Origin of the sequence: Streptomyces spiralis, from assembly GCF_014654675.1 — a bacterium.
GTDB lineage: Bacteria > Actinomycetota > Actinomycetes > Streptomycetales > Streptomycetaceae > Streptomyces > Streptomyces spiralis.
The window spans coordinates 140511-166196 of the sequence record NZ_BNBC01000018.1; the positions used below are offsets into that span (position 1 = coordinate 140511).

Here is a 25686-nt window from a genome sequence, read left to right on the forward strand (position 1 = left end):
TGTCAGTCCCCCCTGCCATGATCCGGCCATGCTCTACGACGCCCTGGTGGCCGAATCCCGAAGGAACGACGCGCTCGACGACGTCAGGTCCGCCGCGCTCGTCCGCGTCCGCTGGCTCGTCGACCTTCTGGATCGTCAGCGCGCCGAGCGCCGATGGTCCATGGGGCCCGAATACCGGCGATTCGAGGCGGCGGACGCGGCGACCCGGGCCGAGATCGACGAGCGGCTCGCGGCCTGCGCGGACGAGGAGGGCAGGGCCGCGGTCCTGTGCCTCATGCTGGCCGCCTGCTTCGACGACACGAGCTTTTGGCAGTACGAAGCCGAGATCGCGTCACTGATCTCACGGGTGCGCGGCTGGACACCCGGCGAGGTCGCGGCGATGGTGCTCCGCACCACCGAGTACGACATGGGCCACTGGTTCGCCAACTCGCTGGCGATGGTGCTGAACGCCGCCGACCAGCTCGACGCCGACGGCTGCCGAGCGGTCATGCCCTGGCTGCGGCACGCACACGCGGAACTCATGAACACCACCGTCGAGGCCCGCCTGCGCGCGTCACTCGCCCAGCGCCTGCGCACACTGCTCGCGCGCGTGGACGAGGCGCACATCCCCGAGGGGCTGATCCCCGCCCACACGCCCTGGGCCGCACCGCTGAGCGACCGTGCGGACACCGCCCCGACGCGGGAACTGGCGGACTTCGTACGGCACTTGGCGGGCCTGTCGGGCCCGCGCCCCTCGCAGAGGTGGCGGCGGACATGCCTCGAACTGGCGGACGCGGCCTCGGCACGGGACATCGTGGCCGACGTCCTGCGGGCACTGGCCGAGGACGATCCGCTGTGCAGCAGGAGAAGCGGCGCACACACCGGCTGGATCGGCGGCGGATACCACTACCACTACGTCGTCCACCAGAACGACGGCGACCTGGCGCGCGGCATCGTCTGGGCGGCCGCGCTGACCGGCGGCCCGGCCGCGGTGCGGCACCTCGACGCGCTCGCTCTGCGGACCGGCGGCCCCGGAACCGGCGTGGCCGAGGACCTCAAGCTGGCGGGCGCGGCGATCAACGCGCTGGCCGAGACGGGCGACCCGGCCTCTCTGGAGGCCCTGTGGCGGCTGCGGTCGCGGATCAGGCAACGGGCTCTGCGCAAGCAGCTCGACACCGCGCTGGTGACGGCGGCCGGACAGCAGGGCATCACGGCGGAGCAGCTCGTCGAGCGCAGCGTGCCGGACCACGGCCTGGCGTCGGACCGCTCGCTGGAACGGGAGTTGGGCGGACACCGGATACGCGTGGCGATCGAGGACGCGACGACCGTACGGCTCACCTTCACGCGCCCCGACGGCGGGACCTCCCGCACGGCTCCGACGGCAGTGAAGGACGGTTTCCCGGACGAGCTCAGGGAGTTGAAGGCCCTGGCCAAGGAGGTGCGGGGGACACTGTCGGCCGAGCGGACCCGCGTCGAGGCGCTGATGTCGGCCGGGCGCGAGTGGCCGTACGACGAGTGGTGCCGCTACTACCGCGACCACCCGGTCACGGGGGTGCTCGTCCGCGGCCTGATCTGGGAGTTCCGGAACGCCGAGGACGCCGACGGCGAGTGGCGTGCGGTGGCCCCGGCGGCCGAGCCGCCCGGCCGGCCCGAGCGCGTCCGGCTGTGGCATCCGATCCGGGCGTCGGCCGACGACACGAGGGCGTGGCGGGAGCACCTCGTCGCCGAGCGGCTGAGGCAGCCGTTCAAACAGGCCTTCCGGGAGATCTACCTGCTCACCCCGGCGGAGGAGGAAACCGGCGTCTACTCCAACCGGTTCGCCGCCCACATCGTCCACTACCGGCAGCTCTACGCGCTGTTCAAGGAGCGCGGCTGGCAGGCCAACTTCCTCGGCCGCCACGACGGCGGCCACGACGGCAAGGCGCGTGCAGAGTTCGGTGGCGGCGAGTGGCGGGCCTGCTTCCACCACGAGCCCGCCGCGGACGACGGCGGCTACGCGCCCGAGCACGCCGCGACGGACCAGGTCCGCTTCGAACGGCGGGACGGCCGGCGCTGGCGGGAGGTTCCGCTGGCGGAGGTGCCCCCGCTGGTGTTCAGCGAGGCGATGCGGGACGTCGACCTCTTCGTCGGCGTGACGTCGATCGCCGCCGACCCCGACTGGACCGACCGGGGCGAGGACCGCTACACCGCGTACTGGCGGACGGCCACGTTCGGTGCGCTGACGGCGAGCGCCGAGGCCCGCCGCGAGGCGCTGGAGCGCATCCTGCCGCGCCTGAAGATCGCCGAGCGCTGCTCGCTCGACGGCCGCTTCCTGGTGGTGGCCGGGGACCTGCGCACGTACCGGATCCACCTCGGCTCGGCCAACATCCTGATGGAACCGGACGACGCCTACCTGTGCATCGTCCCGTCGCGCGGCAAGGGCGCAGGCAGGGGGGACGGAAAGGTGTTCTTGCCGTTCGAGGACGACAGGCTCTCGCTGATCCTCAGCAAGGCGTTCCTGCTCGCCGCCGACTCCAGGATCACCGACGAGACCATCCTCCGCCAGATCAAGAGGGGTGCCCGATGAACCGCCTCGCCGCCCGGCTGATGCGCGCACTGACCGACCCGGACTTCACACTCGAGGGCGACGACGGGCACCCCGATCTGTCGCAGGTCTCCGACGAGGAACTCGGCAGCCTGCTCGTGGCGGCCTTGCGGGTCGGCGCCTCGGCCCCCCACACGATGAGGACGGTCCGTTTCGCCGTCGAGGACGCGGCCCGGGAACGGCAGCCGCGCTACACGCCCGACGCCTGCCGCCGGATGTTCGAGACGCTCGTCGAGAAGTGCCAGGAGCGCGGCTGGGCGGACCTCGACCTGGGCATGCGCGCGCTGGAGCACTGCACGGGGCCGCTGCCCGACGTGTCCGAACCGGCCCGCACCCTGGTCGAGTTCCGGCTGGAACAGGACACCGTGCGCCAGCCCTACGCGCTGCTCGCGGTGGCGGGGCTCGCCGGCGAGGAGACACTGTGCGCGGCCGTGCAGCGCCTCTCCCGTGACGTGGGCCCCATCGTCGCGGACGAGATGGCCGCCATCGCCGGCCTCGCACCGGCCGAACAGGAGACGCTGCTGTCCGAGATCGGCCAGGACCACAGGTTCCTCCCGTCGCTCCCGCACACATGGCGCAGGTCCGCCGACAACCCCGCTTACGTGGCGTTCGCCCGCCGCGCCCTGGAAGCGGCGGCCGACCGCACCGACGCGATCCGGGCGGGCGAGATCCCCTACCGGGCGGACAAGGCGTTCACGGACCGGGAGATCATCTCGCTCGGACAGGCCCTGCGGGTGGCGCTCCTGCGCGACGAACCCTGGCTGCCTGAGCTGTTCGACCGGCTGCTGCCCGGCGTCGCCCTCGCCCCGACGACGGCGAAGACCCTCCCGTCGCAGGCCCTGCTGTACGAGGTGGTCCGCGCCGCACAGGACTTCCCGACGCCCGAACTGGTGAGCGCGATCCGCACGGTGCGCCGGACCGTCCGGCACGCAGGGGTGCCCAAGCAGCTCGACAAGATGCTCAAGAAGGCCGACGCGGCCCTGGCCGAACGCGCCGACGTGGCACTGCGGCTGCCGAGGCTGGAGTTCGAGACGGAATCCATCAGCGGCTCGGCCGCGGGTGGCGTCCTGCGCCGGACGGCCGGTGACTACCAGGCCGTCGTCACGGTCACCGAGACCGCCACGCTGACCTGGGAGAAGGACGGCCGCCCGCTGCGCAGCGTGCCGGCCCCGGTCCGCCGCGACCACCCGGCCCTGGTCAAGGAGCTGCGCGACCTGGTGAAACGGGTGAACGCGCATCTCGCCACCCTCGTACGCGCCTTGGAGGGCGGCTTCACCGTCGACGCCGTCCACCCCTACGGCTGGTGGCGCACCGAACTGGCCGAGCACCCCCTCGCCCGGACCCTCGTACGCCGGCTGATCTGGGAGATCGAGATCGCCCCTGGCGAGTGGCGCGCGGTACTGCCCGAAACGGACGAGCACCTTCCCGCCGCGCCCGACGACGCCCCCGTACGGCTCTGGCACCCGCTCCGCTCCGATCGCGGCGCCGTGCGGGCCTGGCGTGACCTGCTCATCGAACGGCACATCCGCCAGCCCTTCAAGCAGGCGTTCCGCGAGATCTACCTCCTCACCCCGGCCGAAGAGGAGACACGGACCTACTCCAACCGCTTCGCCGCGCACCTCGTCCACTACCGCAGGATGTTCGCCCTGTTCCGGGCCCGGGGATGGAAGAGCGGCCTGCTCGGCCCCTGGGACGACGGCGAGGCCGGCGAGGCGGAGCGCACGCTCGCGGCAGGGAAGTGGCGAGTCCGCTTCTTCCACAGCTGGGCGGACTGGGCGGGCAACGACGAACTGGCCTCCACCGACCAGGTGCGCTTCGACCGCCGGGCGGGGGGCGCCTGGCGCGAGGCACCGCTCGCCGAGGTGCCCCCGCTGGTGTTCAGCGAGGCGATGCGCGACGTGGACCTCTTCGTCGGCGTGACCTCGATAGCCGCCGACCCCGACTGGACCGACGCCGGCCCGGGGCGCACCTACTGGGAGCGGTCCGGCTTCGCCGAACTGACGGCGAGCGCCGAGGCCCGCCGCGAGGCGCTGGAACGGATCCTGCCGCGCCTGAAGATCGCCGAGCGCTGCTCGCTCGACGGCCGCTTCCTGGTGGTGGCCGGGGACCTGCGCACGTACCGGATCCACCTCGGCTCGGCCAACATCCTGATGGAACCGGACGGCAGCTACCTGTGCATCGTCCCGGCACGAGCCTCGTCGAACGGCAAGGTCTTCCTGCCGTTCGAGGACGACAGACTGTCGCTCATCCTCAGCAAGGCGTTCCTCCTCGCGGCCGACACCAAGATCACCGACGAGTCCATCCTCATGCAGATCAAGCGAGGTGCCTGATGGCCACTGTGACCTTCCGCGACGAGACGGCGACGGGCAAAGCGCTCAGCGAGTGGGAGGTGGCCGGCCTGCCCGACCGGATGACCGTACGGGAGCTGATCAGACTCCGGGTCCGCGAGGAGGTCGCCCGGCACAACGCCCGCCCGAGCGACCGCTTCAACGGCCTCGTCCGCCCCGACGACGCCGAGACGGAGCTGAACGGCTACCGACTCCGCGAGACCCGCCGCATCGACTGGGAACGCCAGGCCGAGATCGCCGAACGCGCCTTCCTCTCCAACGGCTTCTTCGTCCTGGCCGGCGACCGCCAGGTCGAGGACCTCGACGAAGTCGTGGACCTCACGGCCGATCCGGACCTGGTCTTCATCAAGCTGGTCGCCCTGGTCGGAGGCTGAGGGACCGGCTGCTGGGGAGTCACGAACGCGGGCTGCCCCACGCGAAGAATTTTCGCGCCGGTGTCATCCGGGCGAGAACCCGCGGGAGTTTGTCGGGGTGGAGAGGCGCCCTCCGTCCACCAGCCAGCCCGGACCCCATGCGGGTCCGGCTCCCGCAAGGAGTTGCCCGTACATGAAGTGGATGAAGTACCTGGCCGGCGCGGTCGTCACGGCCGCTGTGGCCGGGATGGCCACGGTGTCGTACGCCGCACCGGCGAAGGCACCGCACAACACGGTCACGAAGGTGGGCGCGGCGAAGATCGAGGCCGCTCCGGCAGGGAAGGCCCGGGCCGCCACGGCGATGAGGCCGGCGACGAAGAACACCGCCTCGACGCCCCGCATCGTCGCCCCCGGTGAGCGTGTGACGGCTGCTCCCGGCTTCCGGCTCTGGCTCACGGCCGAGGGCAAGCACTGGACGACGCCCACCTCGCCGGAGCCGCAGTTCCGCAGTGTGGTGGACGGCAACATCGACCTGAACACCCCTGGCGTGTCGCTCCAGTCCGAGATCACGGACGGCCGTGCCTACCTCTCCGGCCTCTACTACGGCGGCAAGGGCGTGGCGTCCGGTGTCGAGATCGAAACCGCGGCCGGGACGGTGCACGGCAAGCTCATCGAGCTGGCCGGCCACCCCGGATGGGGTGTCTGGTACGCCACCACAGAGGTCGGTTCCGGCGGCCCCATGGACTTCGTGTCCCAGGTCACCGTCCACGACACCGAAGGCGGGATCTACGCCCAGCTGAAGACGCAGTGACCGTGCGGGCGGGGGCCCGTACGGTCCCCGCCCCCGGCTCTCCTCCCCCACACCCGACCCAGAGGAACGGCGTCCGTGCCGCAGTACGAGACATTCGCAGGCTCCCCGGAGACTCCCGACTTCGCCACCTACGCCGGTGCGGCCTGGTCCCGTCTGTTGCGGACGGCTCTCCTGCTCACCGGGGACTTCCATGAGGCCGAGGACCTCGTGCAGGCCACCCTGGCCAAGGTGTACGCGCGCTGGGAACGCATCCCGTTCGACGAAGTCGACTTCTACGTACGGCGCTCACTCGTCAACAACAACCTCAGCCGGATCCGCAGGAGACGGGTCACTCATCTGCTGATGCCGTTCCTGCCCGAGCGGATGCACCAGCCGGACAACGACCACGCCGAGTCGGTCGAGCGCCGCGCCGCCATCACAGAGGGGCTTGCCACGCTCTCCGCCCGGCAGCGGACGGTGCTGGTGCTGCGCTACTGGGAGGACCTGGCCGAAACCGACATCGCCGAGCTGCTCCACTGCTCGCTCGGAACGGTCAAAACGCATGCGCGGCGCGGTCTCGCGGCACTGCGCTCCCATCCTGCCTTCGCAGCCTTCGACCGCTCTCACCCCGTCTCCGGAGCCCGCCGATGAACGACCCCAGAACCGAAGCAGAACCAGGCCCCGAGCACGCCGAAACCGGGTGGCTGCGTGAGGCGCTGGCCGAGGTGGCGTACGACATCACGCCGTCCCGTCTGCCGCTGGCGGCCGTAGAACATCAAGGGCGGCGGCTCCGGCGCAGGCGACGGGCGACCGTACTCGGCACGGGGTTCGGACTGCTGCTGGTACCCCTGGCCCTCGTCGCGCCGCACGCCACGGATTCCGACACGGAGCGGACCACGCCCCCGGCGGCGGCCGCGCCGGCCGCGCCCCCTCCCTCGGCCTCCCCGGTCTCGACGCTCCGCGTCGTCGCCTCCGGTGAGCGTGTGACGGCTGCTCCCGGCTTCCGGCTCTGGCTCACGGTCGAGGGCAAGCACTGGACGGCGCCCACCTCGCCGGAGCCGCAGTTCCGCAGTGTGGTGGACGGCAACATCGACCGGAACACTCCTGGCGTGTCGCTGCAGTCCGAGATGGCGGACGGCCGCGTCTACCTCTCGGGTCTCTACTACGGCGGCAAGGGCGTGGCGTCCGATGTCGAGATCGAAACGGCGGCCGGGACGGTGCACGGCAAGCTCATCGAGCTGGCCGGCCATCCCGGATGGGGTGTCTGGTACGCCACCACAGAGGTCGGTTCCGACGCCGGTCCCGACGGTGGCTCCTGGGACTTCGTGTCCCAGGTCACCGTCCACGACACCGAAGGCGGGATCTACGCCCGGCTGAAGCCGCAATGACCCCGCGGGCGTGAAGCCACGATGACCCTGCGGGCGGTGACCACCTCATGCCGCCCTCCTCGCCACACGATCAACCGTTGATCGCGGGGCAGGGAAGAGCGATCTCCGCCCACACGGCCTTGCCGGACGGCGGCCATGGCTCGCTGCCCCACCGGGCGGCCAGCGCCTCGACGAGGAGCAGACCGCGGCCCGTCTCGTCGGCAGGACCGGCGGCACGACGGGCCAGGGGCCGCCGATCGCCTCGTGGATCGACCACGTCGATACGCAGCGTGTCCGGGCTGTCGACAGCGAGCGCGAGCCGGAAGCCGCGGCCGTGCACGCGCCCGTGCGTGACCGCGTTCGCAGCCAACTCGGCGACGACCAGCGCCGCAGCCTCGCTCACCGCGCAGCCGGGCGGCCAACCCCACGCATCGAGCTGCTGCACAGCCAGCAGCTGGGCAAGACGCGCGCCACGAGGCGTGGCACTGAGGAACTGACTGAACTGGCGGGTGGAGATTTCCGACTTCATGTCACTGAGCGTGGCCGCCTCGCTCTACCCTGACCAGGGAATCCTTCGGTACGGAGGGTGCGCGTACGGATACGGAAGGTGTCCCGTACGGGGCGTCGGCCGTGACTTGGTGGGCGCGCGGGACGGCAGCGTGGATGTCGGGGGTGGCGATGGCGGAGTCGCAGGAGACGTACGACGACGGTGAGCAGGCCGGCGATCTGAACCGGGCGATCGGCAAGCAGGTCAAGCTCCTTCGGGAGCGGGCGGGGTTCACGCAGAAGGAGCTGGGGGACCGGCTCGGATACAGCGAGGACCTGGTCTCGTCACTGGAACGGGGGAGACGGACACCGCAACGGGAGTTCCTGTCGGCGGCGGACGAACTGTTGAGCGCCGGTGGGCTGCTGAAGGCGACCATCGAGGATGTGGAGAAGGCCAAGGCGAAGGCGAGAGTTCGGCATCCGGCCTGGTTCAGGGACTATGCGCGTCTGGAGCGCGAGGCGGTCGAGATCAACTTCTACAACAATCACGACGTCCCTGGTCTTCTGCAGACCGAGCGGCGAACCCGGGCACTGTACGAGATGCGCAAGCCTCTGCTGGACGAGGAGACCATCGAGCAGCGGGTCGCCGCCCGGATGGACAGGCAGGAGATTCTGACCGGCTGGCCATCGCCCTTGGTCACGGCCGTGATCGAGGAGGTCGTCTTGCGGCGCCCGCTCGGTGGACCGGAGGCGCACAGGGAGCAACTCGAACAGCTACTCAAGCTCGGTCGGCTACGCAACGTAGAACTACAGGTGATGCCGACAAACCGCAGTGAACACGCGGGCATGGGCGGACCGTTCGTACTCCTCACACCGAGAGGCAAAGTCCAGCTGGGATACACCGAGGCGCAGAACTCCAGCCGACTGATCACGGACCACGAAGAAGTACGTATCCTGGCCGCACGGTACGGCAGCATCAGGGCCCAAGCGCTCACCATGCGGGAGTCCCTGGCCCTGATCGAGGACTTGCTGGGGGAACGATGAGCACCGATGAACCCGCGCGACTCGTCTGGTTCAAGAGCAGCTACAGCGGCAACGAGGGCGGCGAATGCCTGGAGGCCGCCTTCGATCCCGCCACCGTCCACATCCGCGACTCGAAGGCCCCAGCCCGCGCCCAACTCGCTTTCCACCTCCCGCAGTGGACCGCGTTCGTGCGGTACGCGGGGGCGGCCGAAGGCTGAGCACGCGCGCCCTGGAGATCCGGTCCCGTTTGACCTCCGCGCTCCGCTCCGTGGGCACTACGTTTACTTGTGTGTGGTGTGTCGCATTGCGTCGCTTGTCAGGCAGCCGGGATGTGAACGCTGGTGTGGCCGGCTTTTTGCCGAGGCTCCGCCACCGTCACGGCGCACAACACCAGCAAGGTCGCCGGCTCCGGCGCAGGGGCTGCTGAGCCCCGGTGACCCGCTGGGCGGCACGCCCCTGGGACGACGTACCTGTGGCCCACACGATCAGTGTCAGGTGGCGGAAGCCACCCGCCACTGCGCGGTGACGCATCCCTCTTCCATGTCCCACCACTCCTCGGCTACGCCGTGGCTGAGCAGCCTCTGCACTTTGGCGAGGTCGGCAGTGGGCGGGACGTCCAGGGCGACCATGCCGAAACGCTCTACGCCCTCACCGTCGACGTCGAGTGCTTGAAACGCGTTAATCACGCTCTGCCGTGCGGCTCCCGAGCCGCCGTCACGGAACACGATGAGGCGGGTAGCGCAGTTCTCCGAACGCTGAACCACCTCGCGGGCCCATCGCACGCTGTCCTCGTCGGGCTCAGGCGATGCCCCGGACGAACCAGGGGATGTTGTCGAGCTGCGCCGTGCCGTCACCCTGGTGATTCGGCCCGAACGATCGGGGGCCCCTGGCATCGCGTCCAGGGGCCCCTTGTTGGTGCTGTCCGGCAACGTGCTTCGGCGGCTTGGGCGCGCTACACGGCCGTTAAGGGTTCTGTGTCTGTTCGTTCACTGTAGTAAGCGCAGTGAACATGCGCGTTCGAGGGAGAAGAATCGCTGCCGGTACTAAGGGTGAACGCGCCCGGGTTGTGGCTCCCCGAGGTGGCGAATAGCCTGGTCGGAGGGGGTCGGTTCGATCGAAGGGGCCGCCCATGAGTAAGTACAGAAACCGTGCCTGGCGCGCGATGGGAGTCATCACCACACTCGCCACGGCCGCCGCGATAGGCTTCGTCGCTCCGGCTCAGGCTCAGTCCACCGCTCAGCTCCATGCGTACGTTGGTGACGGCTGGGGTGGTGGAACCATCACCAGCAGCCCTGCCGGGATCAACTGCCACATTTCAGCGTGGGATCCGTACGCCGGTGACCCGGCGCCGAACCCGACCGGCACCTGCACTGCGAGCTTCTCGGTTGGGACGACGGTCCACTTCACCGCTACAGCTGACGCTGGTTCATACGTCAATATCCCTCCCAACCCAAATCCCGTGACTATACGGACCGGCTATAACTACACGGGGGTCGTGTTCTGTCCGAACGACGGCCTCTGCTCGGCAGGCTAGGTGCCCGTTGAAGTTCGATGTCTGGCCACGCTGCCCCGCCATCTGAAGTGGTCCGGCGCCGCCCTGCCAAGTCGGGCACGGGAGTCAGTCTCTCGAACAAGGGCAGGCCCGTTGCGGGATGGACAAGCCTGCCCGTACACATCGGCGCAGGTGGATGGGCAACTTCCTGCGCGTGTGCTCGGGCTTGAGCCCGCAGCTCCAGAGAGCATGGTCACAGCGTGGTCGGCACCATCCGGGGGCGGCCGAACTGAGCTGCGGCGCACGCCCTGCGGTCTTGTGGCCGGATCCCGTTTGCTGAGCTTCTTCAGCGTTGCCGCTCCAGGGTGAGGATGGCTTTGGCGATTGACGTCATGCGGTTTGGGCTGCACCTCACGGGAACCCGGCGCCCTACGCACGCAAGAGCCGGGCGGAGGCCAAGCGGGTCGCCCGAGTGCTTGAGCGGTATTGCGACTTCCCGGTACCGGTGGAGCCGGTGCTCGTCTTCGCGGGTGTCACCGAGCTGAAGGTGGTCGCTGCGCAGCTCCATGTCCGGGTGCACCAGGAGCGCCAGGTATCGGCACTCGCTCCGCTCTCAGGCGTTCTCACTGCCGACCAGTTGGAGCAGGTGTACAGCGTTGCTCGCCATCGCCAGGCTTGGAACCAAGCCCGAGCCGGGCATCCCGATGGGGTGGGCCGTTCCCACTGGAGCCATGGGCGGCCCCGCACGACCTGAGCGTCCGTCTCCGGCGTATTGTTCCGTCGCCTTCTTCCCTTCCCCTCCGCAGAGGAGCGCCGGTGCGCAGGGCTGCTTGCATCGCCCTCGGTCTGATCCTCATCGTCGAGGCTCTCTGGCTGTTCGTTCTGCTCGCCGGGATCACAGTTGTCGCCGTGGCCTTCCCCCGCGAACCTGACCGCCCCGGCACTACGTGGACGACCTATGTCTCCTTCGCTCTGGCCATGCTCTGGGTCGTCGCATGTCTTTGGGGCTCTCTCCGGTCCTTCGCCCGTGCGTACCGCCGGCCGATCGCGACCTGGTCCCGGGGCTTCCTTTTCCTCGCTCTCGGCCACCTCGCTGTCACTGTCCTGATCGCGATCGACGGCTTCCCGCTCGTGGCCCTCGGTGAACTTGCGTGCGTGCCTCTTGTCCTCCTGGCGGCCCGTCCCTCGCGCTCCCGCCCCTCGACGCCTACCAGCAGCCGGTAGTTATTTAGGACACTGAGGTGCTGTGGACCGACCGTCCAGCGATGTCGTGGCTTTCTGGGGCTCACCTGCGGTAACGCTCCAAGATCCCGCCCACGCCTTGTCCACAGCTCCCGACATGCGGCTGCGCAAACGTAAAGACCCCGCACTCAGCGCTTTCGCTGGTGGCGGGGTCTTTTGGCACCTTCTTCGAGGTGCCCCCGGCAGGATTCCAACCTGCGCACACGGCTCCGGAGGCCCCGTGCGGCTCACAGGTTCCAGCAGCTCAGGAGCTTAGATGTCGCCCCCTAGCCACTCCAGTCCACGAATAGGCCACGTCTTGCGCGAAGCCGCTACGGCCTCGGGAAGCTCTGCTTCAGTCGCTGACGGACGGCGTCGGCTGCAGCTCCGCGGCTTGGGCTGATCTCTGTTCGGCGGACCGGGCCGACCTAGGAAGCCGAGGGGTCCGTCGGCAGGTCCGGTGCCCGCACCAAGGTGTCACCTCGGAAGCGGTCAGGGACTGGCACCCAAGGTGGTGATTCGCTAGTCCGTTGGCCTGGGATAGCAGTTTCGAGGCTCCCGACCGACGCCTCCGACGTCGTTTGTTTTCATGCTTGACGAGTTCCTCCGACGTGCCCCGCTTGTGGCGGCCAGCTTCTGGCCGGGTGGGGCACGTGACTACCTCAGCATGCACGAGGTGCTTGTCGTCTGCGGCTTTACACTGGTCATTGGCCCGCCTCGCCGCTCCACAGAGACGTTACAGAGCGGACATCCTGCAGGGTTGCATAGAATGCCTGCAGCCGTTCGGTGATGCCGCCATGGTCGAACAAGAGGTCCCCCCGGTCACGAAGTGACTCCGCGCCGCCGCGGCCGAGGATGGTGGTGCTGTCTACGGCGGACTGCACCTTTAGGGCAACGCGGGCGGTCAGATTTGCTTTGATGTCTCCTGTAATCACCTGGACGCTGGGGCGCTGAGTAGCCAGGACCAGATAGATGCCAAAGGCTCGGGTCAGCTGCCCGAATCTCTGGATCAGGTTCATGAACGACTGGCGGTCGCGCCGCTCCAGGCTGGCTGCCAGATCGGCGAACTCGTCGACCAGGATCACCATTTGAGGTAGTTCCTCAACGGAGTGCCCCATCTCGTAGAATTCCAGAGCGCTAGTGGCCCCGACATCCTTCAGCTTGGCGCGCCGCCAGGAGACTTCTCGCTCAAGCGTTTCTGTGAGTACGGTGATGGACTCAGCGGGGTCGGTGACGATACGCCGGTCAGTCAGGTGGGGGAGGTCCTCAAAAGGCATGAAGTCGACCTGTTTGGGGTCGATGATCAGAACCTGCAATTGGCGCGGACTGCGTACGCGTGCCAGGCAGCAGAGCAGGCCGCGCAACAGGACACTCTTACCCGAACCGGTCGCGCCGGCCACCAATAGATGGGGCAGTCGCGCCAAGTCTGCGACCCGGACCTCTCCGCTGGGCGCTACACCAAGAAGGAATGGCAGTGCGCCGAGGTCGTCCACGTCCTGCAGCTTGTACAGGGAGTCAGCGAGAGGCACTACGACCCGTTCGCGGCGAGGAACGTCCACGGTCAAGTAATAGGGTTCTTGGTCGACGAGAACACCTTCCGCCACACCGATCTCGCGACCTAGGTCCAGGGCTTTGTTGCGTACACCGGCGATGGTCTGCTTGCCGAGGAGCCGCGTGCGGTAGCGGATGACTGAAGGGCCGACCTGGGCCGCAGCGGTATCGAATGGGGCGAGGTTCAATTCATATTTGGCGGCTGCCTCATCCAGTTCGGCGGCTTTAGCAGCAACCTCGCGGGCCAAGCTCTCTGAGATGCCATCAGTTCGGAAGTTCTCCTCCGGAAATGCTGGGGGAGTGCCCATTTCACCCCCGGCATTGGCGCCGTCTGCCCCATCCCTGCCGCCACCGGGGGGCGGGCCGTCATCCTCGGGCTCCGCCATGGCCGCTGGTGGAGGTTCGTCCGCTGGCGGGAACGAGACCCTCGCCCACCCCTGCGGTTGGGGGAGCGGTTCTCCTTGCGCGAGCCGTTGCAGCGCAGGTGCTCCCAAGCGCACGTAGCCCATCGGGGAGGTGCCGTTACCTGGCAGACTCTGGCGGTGCGCCATGCGCGGGCTGTCCAGCTCAAGGCTGATGACGTCTCCGTGAAGCCGGTCGGTTGCCGCGGTGAATGACAGCATCAGGTCGAACTCACCCGCGGCGACCGCAGTGGCGATCTTTTCCACCGCGGCCGGGTCAAGTCCTGGCAAACCGAAGCTGGCGTTGCGCGCGGCCCCGGTGCGGATAAATTCCGCGAGGTCGCGTGACCGGAAAGGCCTGGAGAAACTGGCGCGGTTGTAGATCTCATCGAGCCATGCACGTGTTGCTTCAATTTCGCCGCGCGCTATACCCAGGTCAGGACGTCCCTCGCTGGTGAACTTAACCTCGATGAGGCGGGTGTGGAGCTGGAGACGGCCGTTGCCGTTGTCGCTGATGCGCAGGTACAGCAGATCGTCGCAGAGACGCATCGAGGGCCGTTTCACACCGCTGGCCTGCAGCAACCGGAAAAGCTCTTCCAAGGAGAGGAGCACTCCACCCAGATCCCCAGAGGACTTCGTTGGGGTGAAGGCGCGGTCCAGGTCTCGGAGGGCGGCGATGGCAGCGAGTAGGCCCACCCGCTCACGAACCTTGTTCACAGGCAGCGACAGCAGATCCATATTCCAGCGGCCGCTTACGGCATTCCCGAGGTCCAGCAATCCCGGCAATGCGCTGCGCATGAGTTCGGCTGCCGGGGCGAACGCGCGCGTGAGTGCCGTACGGTAAGGCTCTACGCGCTCGGTCACTGTGATGCTGTCCAGCCCCGACTGCCAGTAGCTGCTGCGGTCGTCGAAGTCGACAATGCTCGGGGCATGGCCAGGCGCTGGGGCAAAGGCCTCGGGGCCGAGGAGACGGTCGGCGTGGGTTGTCCACACACTGTTGGCGTAGACAGCATCCATGGCGCCGGGTTCGATGACCGTGGTGGTGACCTGCGTGGCCGCAGGTGCGAGACGGCCGCGCGGCTGACCGCCGACAAGCTCGAGGGTACGAGTTAGAAGCGGCGCGAGTGGACCGCTACCAGGGGCTACGAATAGTCCGGAAGCGAACGCCTTCTCGTTGGCGCCGATACGGGCGGTACGGCCTGGCGCCGCGGCCAGTCCGCTTACCCAGGCGGTGGGGGCGCGTTCGCCCAGATCGGCCGACCGTGGCTCGCGCTGAGCTGGGGAGCGGAAGACAAACGAAAGATGGGCGAAGGAAGGCTCCTGCTCTCCAGGCGCGCACGTCAGGCTGATACGGCTGCGCACGAGCTTGTCGACGTCTGCGTCGTTGTCTGGAGCGACGAGCTTGGCCATCTGCTCGGGCACGCGTCCGTCACCTGCGTAAACAGTGACATCCAGGCCGGGCCTTACCTGCTCCGCTCCCGGGCGGTGTTCGGCGGCGTAGAAGGCGCGCAGGGCGTCGGCGGCGCTGCCACCGTCGCCGGGCTCGTGGAGAGCAACAGCCAGGCGTTGGCGTGGGTCCTTGTAGTCGTCAAAGACGGCCAGGAACTTCTCCAAGCGGCGGGTGATGGTGCGCGGGTCACCCCCGCCCAGGGCGAGGGAGGAGCCCAGCGGCCGGTAACGGCGCCATAGTCGTGGAGAGCGGGGGTCAACCTCCCACCATCTCTGGCCATGGTGGAGCAGGGGCAGGAGGAAGGCGGGAGACAGGGCGTCAAGGTCGCGGAGGGCTAGCTGGGCGCCCTCTTGGGCCCAGTGGGACGCTGTGCGTGCAAGTTCCAACGCCCAGGCGACGGTTACTGGATTGGTGGGGGCAAGCCAGCACTGCCCGGTCGCTGCGTCGGAGACTAGGTCACACAGCAACAGCCGGTCATATTCAGGCTCGTAGCGTCCCGGGACCGAGATCGAAGACAGGAGTGCCTGGTAGGCGTCCGTGTAGGCGCGGCCCTGTTCCTGGGCGGCGCCGCAGAGCAGCGCGTGTACTGACCCGTACTCCCTCAAACTCTCAAAGAAGGCCGCGCGCGTCTTCAGGAATGCCTGTACGACAGTGCTGTTGAGGGATCCTAGGCTTAGCGACTCCAAGGGGTGGTCAGGTACCAGCCTGGGCGAGCTGCCTTCGCGCGAGACGGCGAAGGCCAGCACGGAGGGTTGCTGAAGAACAGCCGCCTCCAGTGCGAGGCCGTCCAAGCCACGGCTGAGGTTCTGGCTCTCTAGGGCCTGGTTGATGCCCCCACCGCTGAAGCCTGGGGCGTCACCGCCGGCGAAATGCAGGAGCTCGGTTGCCACTGGTAGTCCGCTGTGAGCGCGGGCTGAGGTGAAGGCAAGCAAAGCGTGCGCTCCAGTCGCAGCAGTGCCCTGAGTAGCAGGAGGAGCTGGCTCGGACGGCGGTTCCGGTGGGGGGGCTCCGTCCGGGCCGTCACCTTCGTTTGGTCCGTCGTATCCCTCTCCTGGAGGTGTTGAGGACTCCAGGTCACTCTCATCAAGAAGCGGAATGTCCTGCCGGGCTCCGGCGTACACCGCTGCAGCCATCACGCGCTCGCCCGGGTCGCTGTTGGCGACCTCGTCCCCCAACTGTGCGCTGCCCAGGATAATTCCGTCGTGCCCTACCGCAGCGACGCTGGCTGGATCAGGGGCGATAAAAGCCTCAGCGAGTGGGTCCAGCGCCAGGGACCGTTCGACGGGGAACCAAGTGCCTTCCCCTCGGAAAACCGCCAGGTCTAGGTGCTGCCCCCGGCGCAGATCCAGCCGCCCGAACTGCCACCCTGTGGTGCCAGCGTCAGGAACCTTGAGGTGTACGACGAGCTCTGCCTCGTCGACTACAGGCTTCTCGGTCTCGCGGCCGCCCCAGCGTACGCGTGCTGACGCTGCCAGGCCCTTCGGGTCGCCGGTGAAGCGAATTGCAAGAGATTCATCACCCGGGCCGATCCAGGCGGCAGCGGAGTGGCCGTTGGGGAGAAAGGAACGAACGCCGTCGAGCTGGGCAGGGATAACGAGGGCGGCTTTGGACTTGTCGGGCCGAGCGGGGAGGTCGCAGAGAGTGAATCTGTGCCAGTCAAGGCCGCCTACGCCGAGCGCCGCGAGGACATTCTTCACCCCGGGTGTGTGCTCGCCGGCGTAGCGGACTAGTTCTGCCGCCAGGTCGCGGTCGGGGCGGGTCCATGTTCGCAGCCAATGGCGCCATTCCCGCGACTGCTTGAGCCGCGCCGCCGTCGGCTGCGGGTCGGCAAGGTAAGGGCTCAGGTCAGCCAGGGCCAGGCCTGCCTGCTCGGTACTTGACCAGTCTGCTGCGGCGAATGTGGCGAACTCATCCAGCAGCGCGCCAGCGCGCAGTGATTCCGGGATGTACTCCAGGTCAGCGGCGACTGTGGTGACGACCGAGGCTGCCGGACCGGATGCCCCCTGGGCGATACGTGCGACGAGGCGGCCCCATTGCAGCTGGGGCAGGTCGGCTGCGTCCTCGGCGGCTGTCAGGACCGTCTCGAAGGGGTGCTCGTCCAGCACCAGCAGGACGTGAGGCGCCCCGGCGCTCGCATGCGCCGCAAAGTCTGTACGTAGCGTCGCGGCATATCCGCGCCGACCCCGGTTTGGTCCAGGCCGTTCCTCGTCGACAAGGTAGGGGATCAGCAGAGCACGACCTGCTGGGGCGGCTGCCAGCTGCCTCGGACTGTCGCTGCCGACCGTGACTTCATGAGTGAGGCTGGCCTCCATTTGGGCAAACACGGCTGCCGGAGGGACAGAGAGGTGAGTACGTAGGTACAGCCGACGGTGCGTCATGCTGCCTGCGGCCGCTTCAACCAGCGCTGACGCGATGGCTCCGGCGGCCATGGGCGCGCGGGTGTCGGTCACAAGTCCTCCTCGTTGCTGATGCTGGAGTGGTGGACGTACGCACTCTCGCCTGCATCTGAGTAGCGCTTGAGCATGCCGAGGCGGGAGAGCGCCGATTGGAGCAGTTGCTCCTCCGCAGGGTCCTGCGGGGCCAGCCCGTAGCGGCGCAAGCCTTCGAGGAACCGGCTGTAGGCGAGGAGCTGGTCCTCGCAGACGAGGCGCACGAGCAGGTGCAGCATGTCTTCATCGAGTTCGAAGAATGTGGCGGCATTGCCGTTACTGGCGATCAGACGGCCCGTCCGTACTTCCTTGGCAAGCTGATGCACAACGTCCCGCCCTTCGTGGCGCATGGTGGTCCTTCGGCTTTCTAGCAGGGCCAAGCGCAGGGCATGGAGCCCGGGCAGACCGGCGGGCACGGGGGCACCGACAGCGCTGTTACGGCGCAGCTGGTAGCGGCGGCAAACTGCCAGCAACCGCGCCACGGCATCGAACTTGGTACGCAGGGCTGCATCCTCAGCAAGGGCGTCGTACACCCCTTCCAAGTCTGCTGGAGTGAGGGTTGGTCCCCCGGCCGCGTACACGGCGTGTCGTGCGATGTTGGCGGTGCTGATCGTCACGGGGAGGGGCAGCAGGTAGTTGCTGGTCAGATCGCGGTAGCTGGTCACACAGGGCTCGGTGAGCTTGACGGGTCGGAAGGACCCGGAGCCGGTCCGGAAGCGCATCGTGCCAGACAGATCGCACTGGCCGGGCTCGCCGCAGCACCGGGCTGCGCAGGCGGCGCTGATCGGATCGCCAGGCTGGCCTCCGGGGAACAGGGCTACGCAGCGATCCAGCCGTAGGCTCAATACTAGGCCGGCCCGGTAGAGGCGTGTGGTCAGATGCAGCGCGAGGAGCAGGGTCAGCTGATGGATGCGGTCTCGGCGCGGCAGGTCGAGGGCGAGGACCTGGCCTAGGTCGTGCCGGAACTGATCCAGGGACGGCGCACAGAATGCCCCTCCTGCTTCATGGAGGCGCTGGAGCACTTTCTGAGAGCTGTTGATCAAGGTCTCGGTCTGGGGTCCGGAGATTTCCGGCGCTATGTCTGCAGCGATTTCCAGCACCTTTTTGTCCAGCCTGGTCAGGTCCTGGTCGTCCGTGAAGACCTCCAGTACCTGGTCTAGGAGGTTGCGGTCGACCTCGCCTGATGGTCCGCTGAGCAGGAACGGCAGGACGGTGCCGCGGAACATCTTGTATCCGAAGGCGGTCTTGCCGCCTTGGGCCTTCTCCTGCTGGAAGGAGAGCGGCAGCTGGGCGTGCAGCGGTAGTAGATAGCGGCGTTCCAAGGTTCTACTACGGCCTCCAGCTGCGGTAGTCCAGAACTTGGAGCGCATAGCCGCGGCCAACGCCTGTCGCTGCTGCGGGGAATCGCCAGGCAGATCGCGTTCCAGAGCGTCTCGAAGGGCTCCGTCCAAGGGCTGTCGCCCATGTGCTGCCCCCGCGTCTTTGACGATTCCGAACAGCAAAGTGGGCCGGGGCTCGCCATGAGGCGTGTTCGGCCAGACGGTGGGCGCTTCGTGTTGCAGCCATGCCTTCGGAGTCTGTGGAACATCCATGCCTGGTGCACCGGGCACGACGATGCGGCCGTCTTTCAGAGTTACACCGTGGGCGGCTCCGGGTAGTTGGTCGGCCAGGCGTTTGAGGTCAGTGAAGCTGTCGGTCATCCTCAGGCTACCTTCTCGATCTTGAGTCGCTGCTTGCCGCGGCGCTGCTGAGAGGACACCAGAAAGGCCGTGCCGTGGGTGTCGTCTGTGATGAGCAAGGGGCGGTCGATGTCGTCGCTCGCGGCTCTGCCCACTCTCTCGGCTGCGTACCGCAGAGCATGGAAACGCTCAATGTCTACAGTGGCCGGAAGCGAGCCATCCCCAGCCAACTGCAGGAGTTGATAGAGTGGAAGGTCCAGGTCTACCGTCGACTTGCCGATCTTCAGGCGGGCCGTTAGCGGCCGCCGGCCGACGACGGCGGAACCTTCAGGATTGAGCGTTTGGGCGTACTGGTCCAGTAGCTGAACCTCGTCCTCGAGTTCGACTTGAACCAAGACGCGCGCCTCACGGCTCTCTCCCAGGCTCTCCGTCGGTAGGTAGCTCTTTCGCTCCGCCTTCCGTCCGAAGGCCTGCACCAGGCCTTCGCAGACCACTTCAATGACCCGATCCTCGGCTTCCTCCTGCGCCGCGACCGCAGCCTTGAATTCGTCCGGCACTACGGGGCCTAGTGGTATGAGGCGGACGAGCCAGTGCGCACGCACTAGGCCGCGCGCTGCATTCGCGGCTACTCCCTGTTCCAGAGCCGAGGCAGCGGTGACGACGGCATGCAGTACATCGCTGCCCCCGTGACCCAGCAGACGCTCAAGCATGCGCCGGTCATCCGCAGGTGAGATCCCGACAGAGGCGATGATGGCGTGCGCTTCATCGCTGGCACGATAGGAAGGATCGAGCTCCGCCAGCTCCCTAGTCACGGCACTCTGTGGATGGACGAATGCGCCGTTAGGGAGGAGGTGGGCCCACACGGCGCCCGCATTCCGGTCGGTAGCGATGCGGGCGACAGCGTCACATGGGTCCCCTTCAGTGCTGATTCCGCCCAGCGCGAGTTCATCTACGCTGTCCCACAGTTGACGGGGAGCCACATCTCGTCCGCGGCGCATGGCTACATGTTCGATCGCTTCGTCTAGGGCCTCGCCGATTCGAGAGTCGGCAAGCAACTCGACGTTAGTCCGGGGTGCACACCAGGCCTTGACTGTGCAGGTTTGGCAGCGGGGGGCGCCTGCCAGAACGCCATCCGGGGAATCGGGGTGCAGGGCGGAGAGCATGCTCCGCAGGAGGCGCCTCTCGCCGCCGGACGTAGGGCGCTGATCGAGGTCGACCACGAGCACAGCTGTGCTGAGTTCTGCTCTGCGGGTCGGCGTGACGGCGCGTGTCCCGGGGACTCCGAGGACATGGAGTGCGTAGGCAACCACCTCTGCCAGAGGCTCCCGGGCGCGATCACGGAACTCCCGGTGAAGTTCCAACAGCAAGCCAGTATTCGCAGCCATGACGGTAAGGTCACCGGCTCCTGGCACGCCATCCTCGAATCCGGCAAGAATGTCGGCCAGCCGGTCGGTCTGGCCCTCGCTGGGACTATCCGCGTGGGTGGCGTCCTCCACAACACGAGTTAGCGTGCCAGGGGGGAGCCGCCTCTGCAGCTGACGGATAAGTGCGCTCTTGCCCCCTCCTGCGCTGCCGGTCAGCAAGACGAGCCGTAGATCCACATCGTTAGCGATGCGGGTCGCTAGGTTTTCGTCGAGTTCGGTGGCAACGTACATGGCCCGCTGTCGCGACGATAGACGATCCGTGGCCACCACACTGTCCTCCCCGGAAGAGCGGAGGGCAGCCAAGTCGGCCAGGGGGCTGGGCAGCGATCGGTCAAACGGCTCTGGAATGGAATTCACGCCGTCTCCTCGTCAATAGGAATGAGCTGCAAGTGGATGCCTGGGAAGTCGGCAAGCCGGTAGGCGGCCAACCACCCGGGAATCAGTAGGGAATCGGAGATGGCCGCGACGAGTCCGCCGGTGTCCGGATCCCATGGGTCAATGCCTGAGGTGAACGCCGCCCGGACTGCCTGAGTGAAGGGCCCTGGCGGTGTCAGCAGCATGCCGGCCAACTCGCTTGCCTCGCTTTCCGCGTCGGTGCCGTAGGGCCAGGTGCAGCAGGTGCTGAGGAGTAAGTGGGCAACGCCATGGGCAGTCCGGAAGCGCCTGCCAACTACCGTCCCTTCCCGGCCTCCCGGGCCGCTGGTTGGCGTTGGCGCAGGAGCGAGCCCGGCTTGCTTCCGCGCCACGCTCCACAGCCGCTGCACGTCGACGCTCGGCTCATCAGGCATCAGAGTGCGAACTACAGCTGACCGGGCAACCTGGGCCAGGTGCAGTCGCCGCAGCGCATGCCGGGCAGCCGGAGCGTCAGAAAGGGCCCGCCCAAGTGCAGGGTCAGTTACCAAATCGCGGATGCCCGGCATGGGGAAGCCCCCCGCCTCGTATAGGGCATCTCCGCAGGCGAGTGCGGCACTCAATCGCCCGAGGCTGCCTTCGCTCAGCCTGTGCCGATAGCGCCCGTTTTCCAATCGGGACAGCACACTTCGGTGCAAGCCTGCAGCATGCGCTAGCTGCGTACGAGACATGCCTGCTGCGCTACGTGCATCCCGCAGGGCGCGGGCGAAAGCTTCGGTGGGCCACTCTCTGCTACTGGCCTCGGCAGGCTCCTCACCATCCATGACTCAACGGTGGCAGACACAGTTCCTGAACCTCAAACCCCGGGCTGTGTCTTGTGCGCACAGGACACAGTCGAGAGCACATGGAACTGAGGCGACCGCTCAAGTCGCCGCCTGCGGTGTCGTCTTCCTCGCCCCAACGGCGCTCACCTTGGGCTCAGAAGAGGACATAAAGATCACCACTCGTCCGCACAGTTGAGCGCAAGGAAGGGAGAAATCCTTGGTGCTGCGGCGGAGGAGCGGGTCGCAACACGTCTTCTTGCCCTGGGTCTTGTCGGAGATCTTGGGGAGCTGGGTTTGCGCGGGTCAGGGACGGCGGGCCCGCACGCTTGGTGGTCATCGTCGGTCGTCGTTGGCCACTGTTGAGCGGCCTCGGATGGCCCAGAGACGGCCCAGAACGCGGCTCCACCCGGGCCGCGTAGGCCGCCCGTTCTCAGCGCGACGGACGCTTCGGAGGAACCGGTCCCGGGATCACGTCCTTGCCCAGGTGTTCCTTGATCAAGTACTTGAGCTCAGGGCCTTCGATGAGTTGGAGCCGACCATGCTGACGGGCGAAGTCGTGGCTGGCCCTACCGAACCATGAGGTGGTTATCAGGATGCCCTTGGCGGCGCGCTTGTGCTCCACAACGCCAGCCAGTGCCTGGACGGCCTCGACGCCCACGAGCTTGCTGTAGCGCTTGGCCTGGATGATGCACTCACCGTTGAAGACAGGGTCCTTGCTGACGGCTACCGCATCAACACCTTCGTCCTTCGATGCCTGGGTGTTCCATGCCTCCATGCCGATTGCCTCGAAGAGCTGGCGGATCAGGTGCTCGAACTCGGTGGGGGTCAGCTTGACCAGTACTGGCCTGCTGTCCAGGTCGGCTACCACGTCCATGCTGTCCATCAGGCGGTACTTGGTCAGATCGAACTCGATGATGGGCCGGATGGGTTCGAGGTCGTAAGGGTTGGGAGAGATGAGGGCGTTGAGTCCCTTGAGGCAGGCAGCGGGATCGACCTGGCTGAGGCGCAGCTTTCCGAACTGTTCCCTGCTGGCACTCAGTGTGACGAGACAGGGTGAGACTTCCTGACCAGTAGCTCGGTCGATGGTCTTGACGCGACCGTTCAAGATGACGCCGTTGACCACCCGGTCCGGATCGCCGGCCAGGATCTCGTGGACGGTCCGTAGAGCGACCTGCGCCAAGACAGACGCGTAGATCTCCTTACGCTCCTTCTCCGGCCGAGGCACCACAGTCATTTCATCCCGGCTCTTCACATACCTGTAGCCGCGCGCGGCGGGCACGATCGCCTCCGGCGGCAGTTGAATCTCGACAAGGACGTCCCCCGTAGCAGGGCGGAAGGCGATGCGGTGCTCGTGAGGGAAGCCCATGGGGTACGACGAGGCATCGAGGATGGCCCCTAGGTGCGCTTCCACTGCTTCCGGATCGCCGGCGCGATACGCTTCGCGCTGCTCATCCAACTGCCTGTTGAAGGCCTCGGCCTCCTCAGCGGATCGCTCCTCCGCCTGACGGTGCTCCGCGCGTTTCTGTTCCAGCGTCGCCCGGCGCTTCTCCTCAGCTCGCGCATGCCGCGCCTGCGCTTCGCTGAACCGCTCACGGGCCTCGGCAACCTCCGTTTCGTATCGCTTCCTGCCAAAGCCCAGGACGGCAGCGAGCCCTCCGGGCTCCGGGGGCGCGAAGTCTTCCCACCGCGGTGAAGGCTCCGGGCGGGACCAAGGGCGTTCATCTAACACCGTCGGCGTATGAGTCCTCCGCCGACGCTCGAACGTCGTGGGCGGGTCACCGACCAGAGCATCACGCAGCAACTGGCTCAGCTGCTCGACCTCGTGCTCGACCCCGATCGCCTGCACCTTGGCCTGCTCGGCTTGCTGCTCTAGATACGCAGCCTTTCGCTCTTGCTCCCGCCGTTTGCTGGCCGCTTCAGCAGCCTTGCGGGCCCGCTCCGCCTGGCGGGCCTGTTGCTCCTGGGCTCGTCGCAAAGCCTGCTGCTGCCGCTGGTACTCGTTGCCTCGGTCACTACTGCGCTGCGCCACTCGCTAGCCCCTCCCCTGGCTCGGCTCCCCAAAGCTGCATTCCCCTCTCATCTCGCAGAATCACGCTCCTAGGAACGTGGACCTGGTGCGAGGTGCGGCAGCTGCGGCACGGCGGTGAAACTAGGGACGACCTCGGAGCCATCAGCTTGGGAAGCTGCGACCCCATGTGGCAGGTTCGGGCGCTGACCTGGGCGACCGGCGACACGACGGCATCGTCGGGCGGGCCGCATTCACTGTGATTCCCCGCTGTTCCCCGCTCGATCTGGTGCGCTTGTGGTGCAGTGCGGGTGCGCTGCTACGGCCGGTGCGCCTGGTGCGGTGAGCCTGCGGTGGTGACCATAGGGCCGGCACAACCACTAGCTGCCGACTCGGCGAAACCGTGATATGCGCCCTCCAACCGCGAGAAGATGCCGCAACTCATCTCACCACACAGAGGAGTGGCACCAATGGGCATACGGGTAACGGCCAGGACAGAACTCACTCAGCGTCTTGCCGACAGGACTCGGGCGCTCGGAGATCGCCTTCAGCAGGGAGAGACGCCCGTCGCAAGTAGCGCTGGCGACCTCGTCCGCCAGGAACCGATGCCTCCCGAGGGTGCCTCGACGGGCGAGATCTTGTCCTACTTCCCCGCGCCTGACGGGGATTTCGTCCTTACCGATCTGACCCTGTACTACCGCGACAAGCGCGGCAACGTCTATCTGCTCCCACTCGGATCGATCATCTCCTGGAGACAGAGACGCCGCGACACGTACCCGCACCTTCCCCCGCATCTTCAACGCCGGATCTTGGAGGTAGAGGTGAGGACGTCTGATGGAGGGCGGTACCTCATTGAGTCGGGCAAGATCTTTGCTCGGCAGATCCGCAAGACGGGTAAGGTTCGCCGGCGCCGGTGGTGATGCCTTGCACGGCCTCCGCCACCTTCTCGACCGTGTCCGCGCGAATCATGTCCAGACCGACATACGGGCTGCCTCTGCGGGTGACCGTGAGCTTGAGGCAGTCCGGCGCTCTCCGGGATGTCAAGCGACGCGACCGTACGCAACCTGTGGCTTCCCAGGCCGACGGAGTCTCAATGGATGCGGCCAGCGCCAATAACTGTGATCAGGAGCCGGTCTACTGATCAAGGGTCTCGCTCACCAGCTCGGCTGAGGAAGCCCACGGCTCCGAACTGCTCGGATGCCGTGGGTGTCTGTCGTTATTGGTCGGCGTCGGGTGACCTTGGACGGCCCAGAGACGGCCCGAATATCGCACCGGGCCTTCGTTGAGCTAGGCCCGCTAGCATCCCGGGATCGAAGGGGGCAGATATGGCACTGGGTCATGAGGGGGCACGGCGCATAGTCGTCGACGGCACGGTCTACCGCTGGCGGTTGCGACGCAGACCCACCTACAGCCAGGCTCTTTGCTGGTCGCCGTGCACTTACGCCGTGGAGCATGCGGATAGTCCCGGGACGACTCTCGTCGTCACCACAGAGCAGCCTCACCTCAGCAATTGGCTTGGAGGCGTGGGCAACCCGGTACTGCCCTCCGATGTCGCCAATGCCATTGCATCCGCCCTACGACAGGGATGGGTTCCCACTCGCGCGGGCTCGGCGTTTCACCTTGACCAGTCCGTCGGCTTCTCCACCTTGCCCTGAGCTGGCTGATGGGTGAGCACCGCTTTAGGGGTTCGATCGAAGCGCGCTCCCGCTTGGGCCGGCCACGGGCGCGGCGGCCGCACAGAGACGCTGGTGTACGCCCCGACCCGCCGTCGTTGATGATGACGCTCCTATAGGCCGTCAAGCGGTCTGTGTGAGTGGTTTCGGCGTGTGGTGGGGATGGGTGAGGTGCCCGCAGACCTCGCGGGCGATGAAGCGTTTGAGGCAGCGGAGGATGTCCTTCTTGGACATGCCTTCGGCGGTGCGGCGGGCG

At 67.3% G+C, this 25686-nt stretch carries 17 protein-coding genes, 1 tRNA gene and 2 pseudogenes; 11 read left to right on the forward strand and 9 right to left on the reverse strand.

Translation table 11 applies throughout. The annotated features are described in order from the left end of the window. Nucleotides 1–28 precede the first annotated feature (28 nt). From IE318_RS20175 to IE318_RS20200, 6 genes are all read left to right on the forward strand, one after another. Nucleotides 29–2545 carry a DUF4132 domain-containing protein gene (locus tag IE318_RS20175; RefSeq protein ID WP_189902280.1) on the forward strand — a complete coding sequence of 839 codons (2517 nt, stop codon included), beginning with the start codon at nucleotides 29–31 and terminating at the stop codon, nucleotides 2543–2545. Beyond that, entirely contained in the window at nucleotides 2542–4893 is a 2352-nt protein-coding gene (locus tag IE318_RS20180; protein WP_189902282.1) for a DUF4132 domain-containing protein, read from the forward strand. Before IE318_RS20175 ends, IE318_RS20180 begins: the two co-directional genes overlap by 4 nt. After that, nucleotides 4893–5285, forward strand: a complete 393-nt coding sequence (locus IE318_RS20185) for a hypothetical protein (protein ID WP_189902284.1) — start codon at nucleotides 4893–4895, stop codon at nucleotides 5283–5285. The genes IE318_RS20180 and IE318_RS20185 overlap by 1 nt, the downstream gene beginning before the upstream one ends. A 172-nt stretch (nucleotides 5286–5457) precedes the next feature. Beyond that, nucleotides 5458–6075: a hypothetical protein gene (locus tag IE318_RS20190; protein WP_189902286.1), complete on the forward strand. Its 618-nt coding sequence runs from the start codon at nucleotides 5458–5460 to the stop codon at nucleotides 6073–6075. 75 nt (nucleotides 6076–6150) lie between these two features. Continuing rightward, a complete protein-coding gene (locus tag IE318_RS20195) occupies nucleotides 6151–6705 on the forward strand; it encodes a SigE family RNA polymerase sigma factor (protein ID WP_189902289.1) in 555 nt (184 codons plus the stop codon). Further along, nucleotides 6702–7442 carry a hypothetical protein gene (locus tag IE318_RS20200; RefSeq protein WP_189902291.1) on the forward strand — a complete coding sequence of 247 codons (741 nt, stop codon included), beginning with the start codon at nucleotides 6702–6704 and terminating at the stop codon, nucleotides 7440–7442. Before IE318_RS20195 ends, IE318_RS20200 begins: the two co-directional genes overlap by 4 nt. A gap of 70 nt (nucleotides 7443–7512) precedes the next feature. On the opposite strand, the gene IE318_RS20205 is transcribed toward IE318_RS20200, so the two are convergent. Continuing rightward, nucleotides 7513–7950, reverse strand: coding sequence for an ATP-binding protein (locus IE318_RS20205; protein ID WP_189902294.1), 438 nt, complete (start codon nucleotides 7948–7950; stop codon nucleotides 7513–7515). A gap of 134 nt (nucleotides 7951–8084) precedes the next feature. Here IE318_RS20205 and IE318_RS20210 point away from each other — a divergent pair, with 134 nt between their 5' ends. Together IE318_RS20210 and IE318_RS20215 are read left to right on the forward strand one after the other, a co-directional pair. Next, complete coding sequence (locus IE318_RS20210) at nucleotides 8085–8951, forward strand: helix-turn-helix domain-containing protein (RefSeq protein WP_189902296.1); 867 nt, start codon at nucleotides 8085–8087, stop codon at nucleotides 8949–8951. Further along, entirely contained in the window at nucleotides 8948–9148 is a 201-nt protein-coding gene (locus IE318_RS20215) for a DUF397 domain-containing protein (protein ID WP_189902298.1), read from the forward strand. The genes IE318_RS20210 and IE318_RS20215 overlap by 4 nt, the downstream gene beginning before the upstream one ends. Nucleotides 9149–9421: 273 nt before the next feature. Here the strand turns inward: IE318_RS20215 and IE318_RS20220 are convergent. Beyond that, a pseudogene (locus IE318_RS20220) lies at nucleotides 9422–9788 on the reverse strand (DUF4265 domain-containing protein); the annotation flags it as partial. Nucleotides 9789–10059: 271 nt separating this feature from the next. On the opposite strand from IE318_RS20220, the gene IE318_RS20225 reads away from it, so the two are divergent. Further along, a complete protein-coding gene (locus tag IE318_RS20225; RefSeq protein WP_189902300.1) occupies nucleotides 10060–10464 on the forward strand; it encodes a hypothetical protein in 405 nt (134 codons plus the stop codon). Nucleotides 10465–11238: 774 nt separating this feature from the next. Further along, nucleotides 11239–11646, forward strand: a complete 408-nt coding sequence (locus IE318_RS20230; RefSeq protein WP_189902302.1) for a hypothetical protein — start codon at nucleotides 11239–11241, stop codon at nucleotides 11644–11646. Between the two features lie 192 nt (nucleotides 11647–11838). Here IE318_RS20230 and IE318_RS20235 read toward each other — a convergent pair. The 6 genes from IE318_RS20235 to IE318_RS20260 form a co-directional block, all read right to left on the reverse strand. Next, nucleotides 11839–11916, reverse strand: a tRNA-Arg gene (locus IE318_RS20235). A 431-nt stretch (nucleotides 11917–12347) separates the two neighbouring features. Next, nucleotides 12348–17495, reverse strand: a complete 5148-nt coding sequence (locus IE318_RS20240) for an FtsK/SpoIIIE domain-containing protein (RefSeq protein WP_189902304.1) — start codon at nucleotides 17493–17495, stop codon at nucleotides 12348–12350. Beyond that, nucleotides 17492–19174 carry a DNA phosphorothioation-dependent restriction protein DptG gene (gene dptG, locus IE318_RS20245; protein WP_189902306.1) on the reverse strand — a complete coding sequence of 561 codons (1683 nt, stop codon included), beginning with the start codon at nucleotides 19172–19174 and terminating at the stop codon, nucleotides 17492–17494. The genes IE318_RS20240 and dptG overlap by 4 nt, the downstream gene beginning before the upstream one ends. Before the next feature lie 2 nt (nucleotides 19175–19176). Further along, nucleotides 19177–20934: a hypothetical protein gene (locus tag IE318_RS20250; RefSeq protein WP_189902308.1), complete on the reverse strand. Its 1758-nt coding sequence runs from the start codon at nucleotides 20932–20934 to the stop codon at nucleotides 19177–19179. Next, nucleotides 20931–21752, reverse strand: coding sequence for a helix-turn-helix domain-containing protein (locus tag IE318_RS46525; RefSeq protein ID WP_189902310.1), 822 nt, complete (start codon nucleotides 21750–21752; stop codon nucleotides 20931–20933). Before IE318_RS46525 ends, IE318_RS20250 begins: the two co-directional genes overlap by 4 nt. Nucleotides 21753–22182: 430 nt before the next feature. Further along, nucleotides 22183–23781, reverse strand: a complete 1599-nt coding sequence (locus IE318_RS20260) for a restriction endonuclease (RefSeq protein WP_229903617.1) — start codon at nucleotides 23779–23781, stop codon at nucleotides 22183–22185. A gap of 446 nt (nucleotides 23782–24227) precedes the next feature. Between IE318_RS20260 and IE318_RS20265 the strand changes: the two genes are divergently transcribed. Further along, nucleotides 24228–24677: a hypothetical protein gene (locus IE318_RS20265; RefSeq protein ID WP_189902312.1), complete on the forward strand. Its 450-nt coding sequence runs from the start codon at nucleotides 24228–24230 to the stop codon at nucleotides 24675–24677. 876 nt (nucleotides 24678–25553) lie between these two features. On the opposite strand, the pseudogene IE318_RS46850 reads toward IE318_RS20265, so the two are convergent. After that, nucleotides 25554–25686: pseudogene (locus IE318_RS46850) on the reverse strand (IS110 family transposase); the annotation flags it as partial.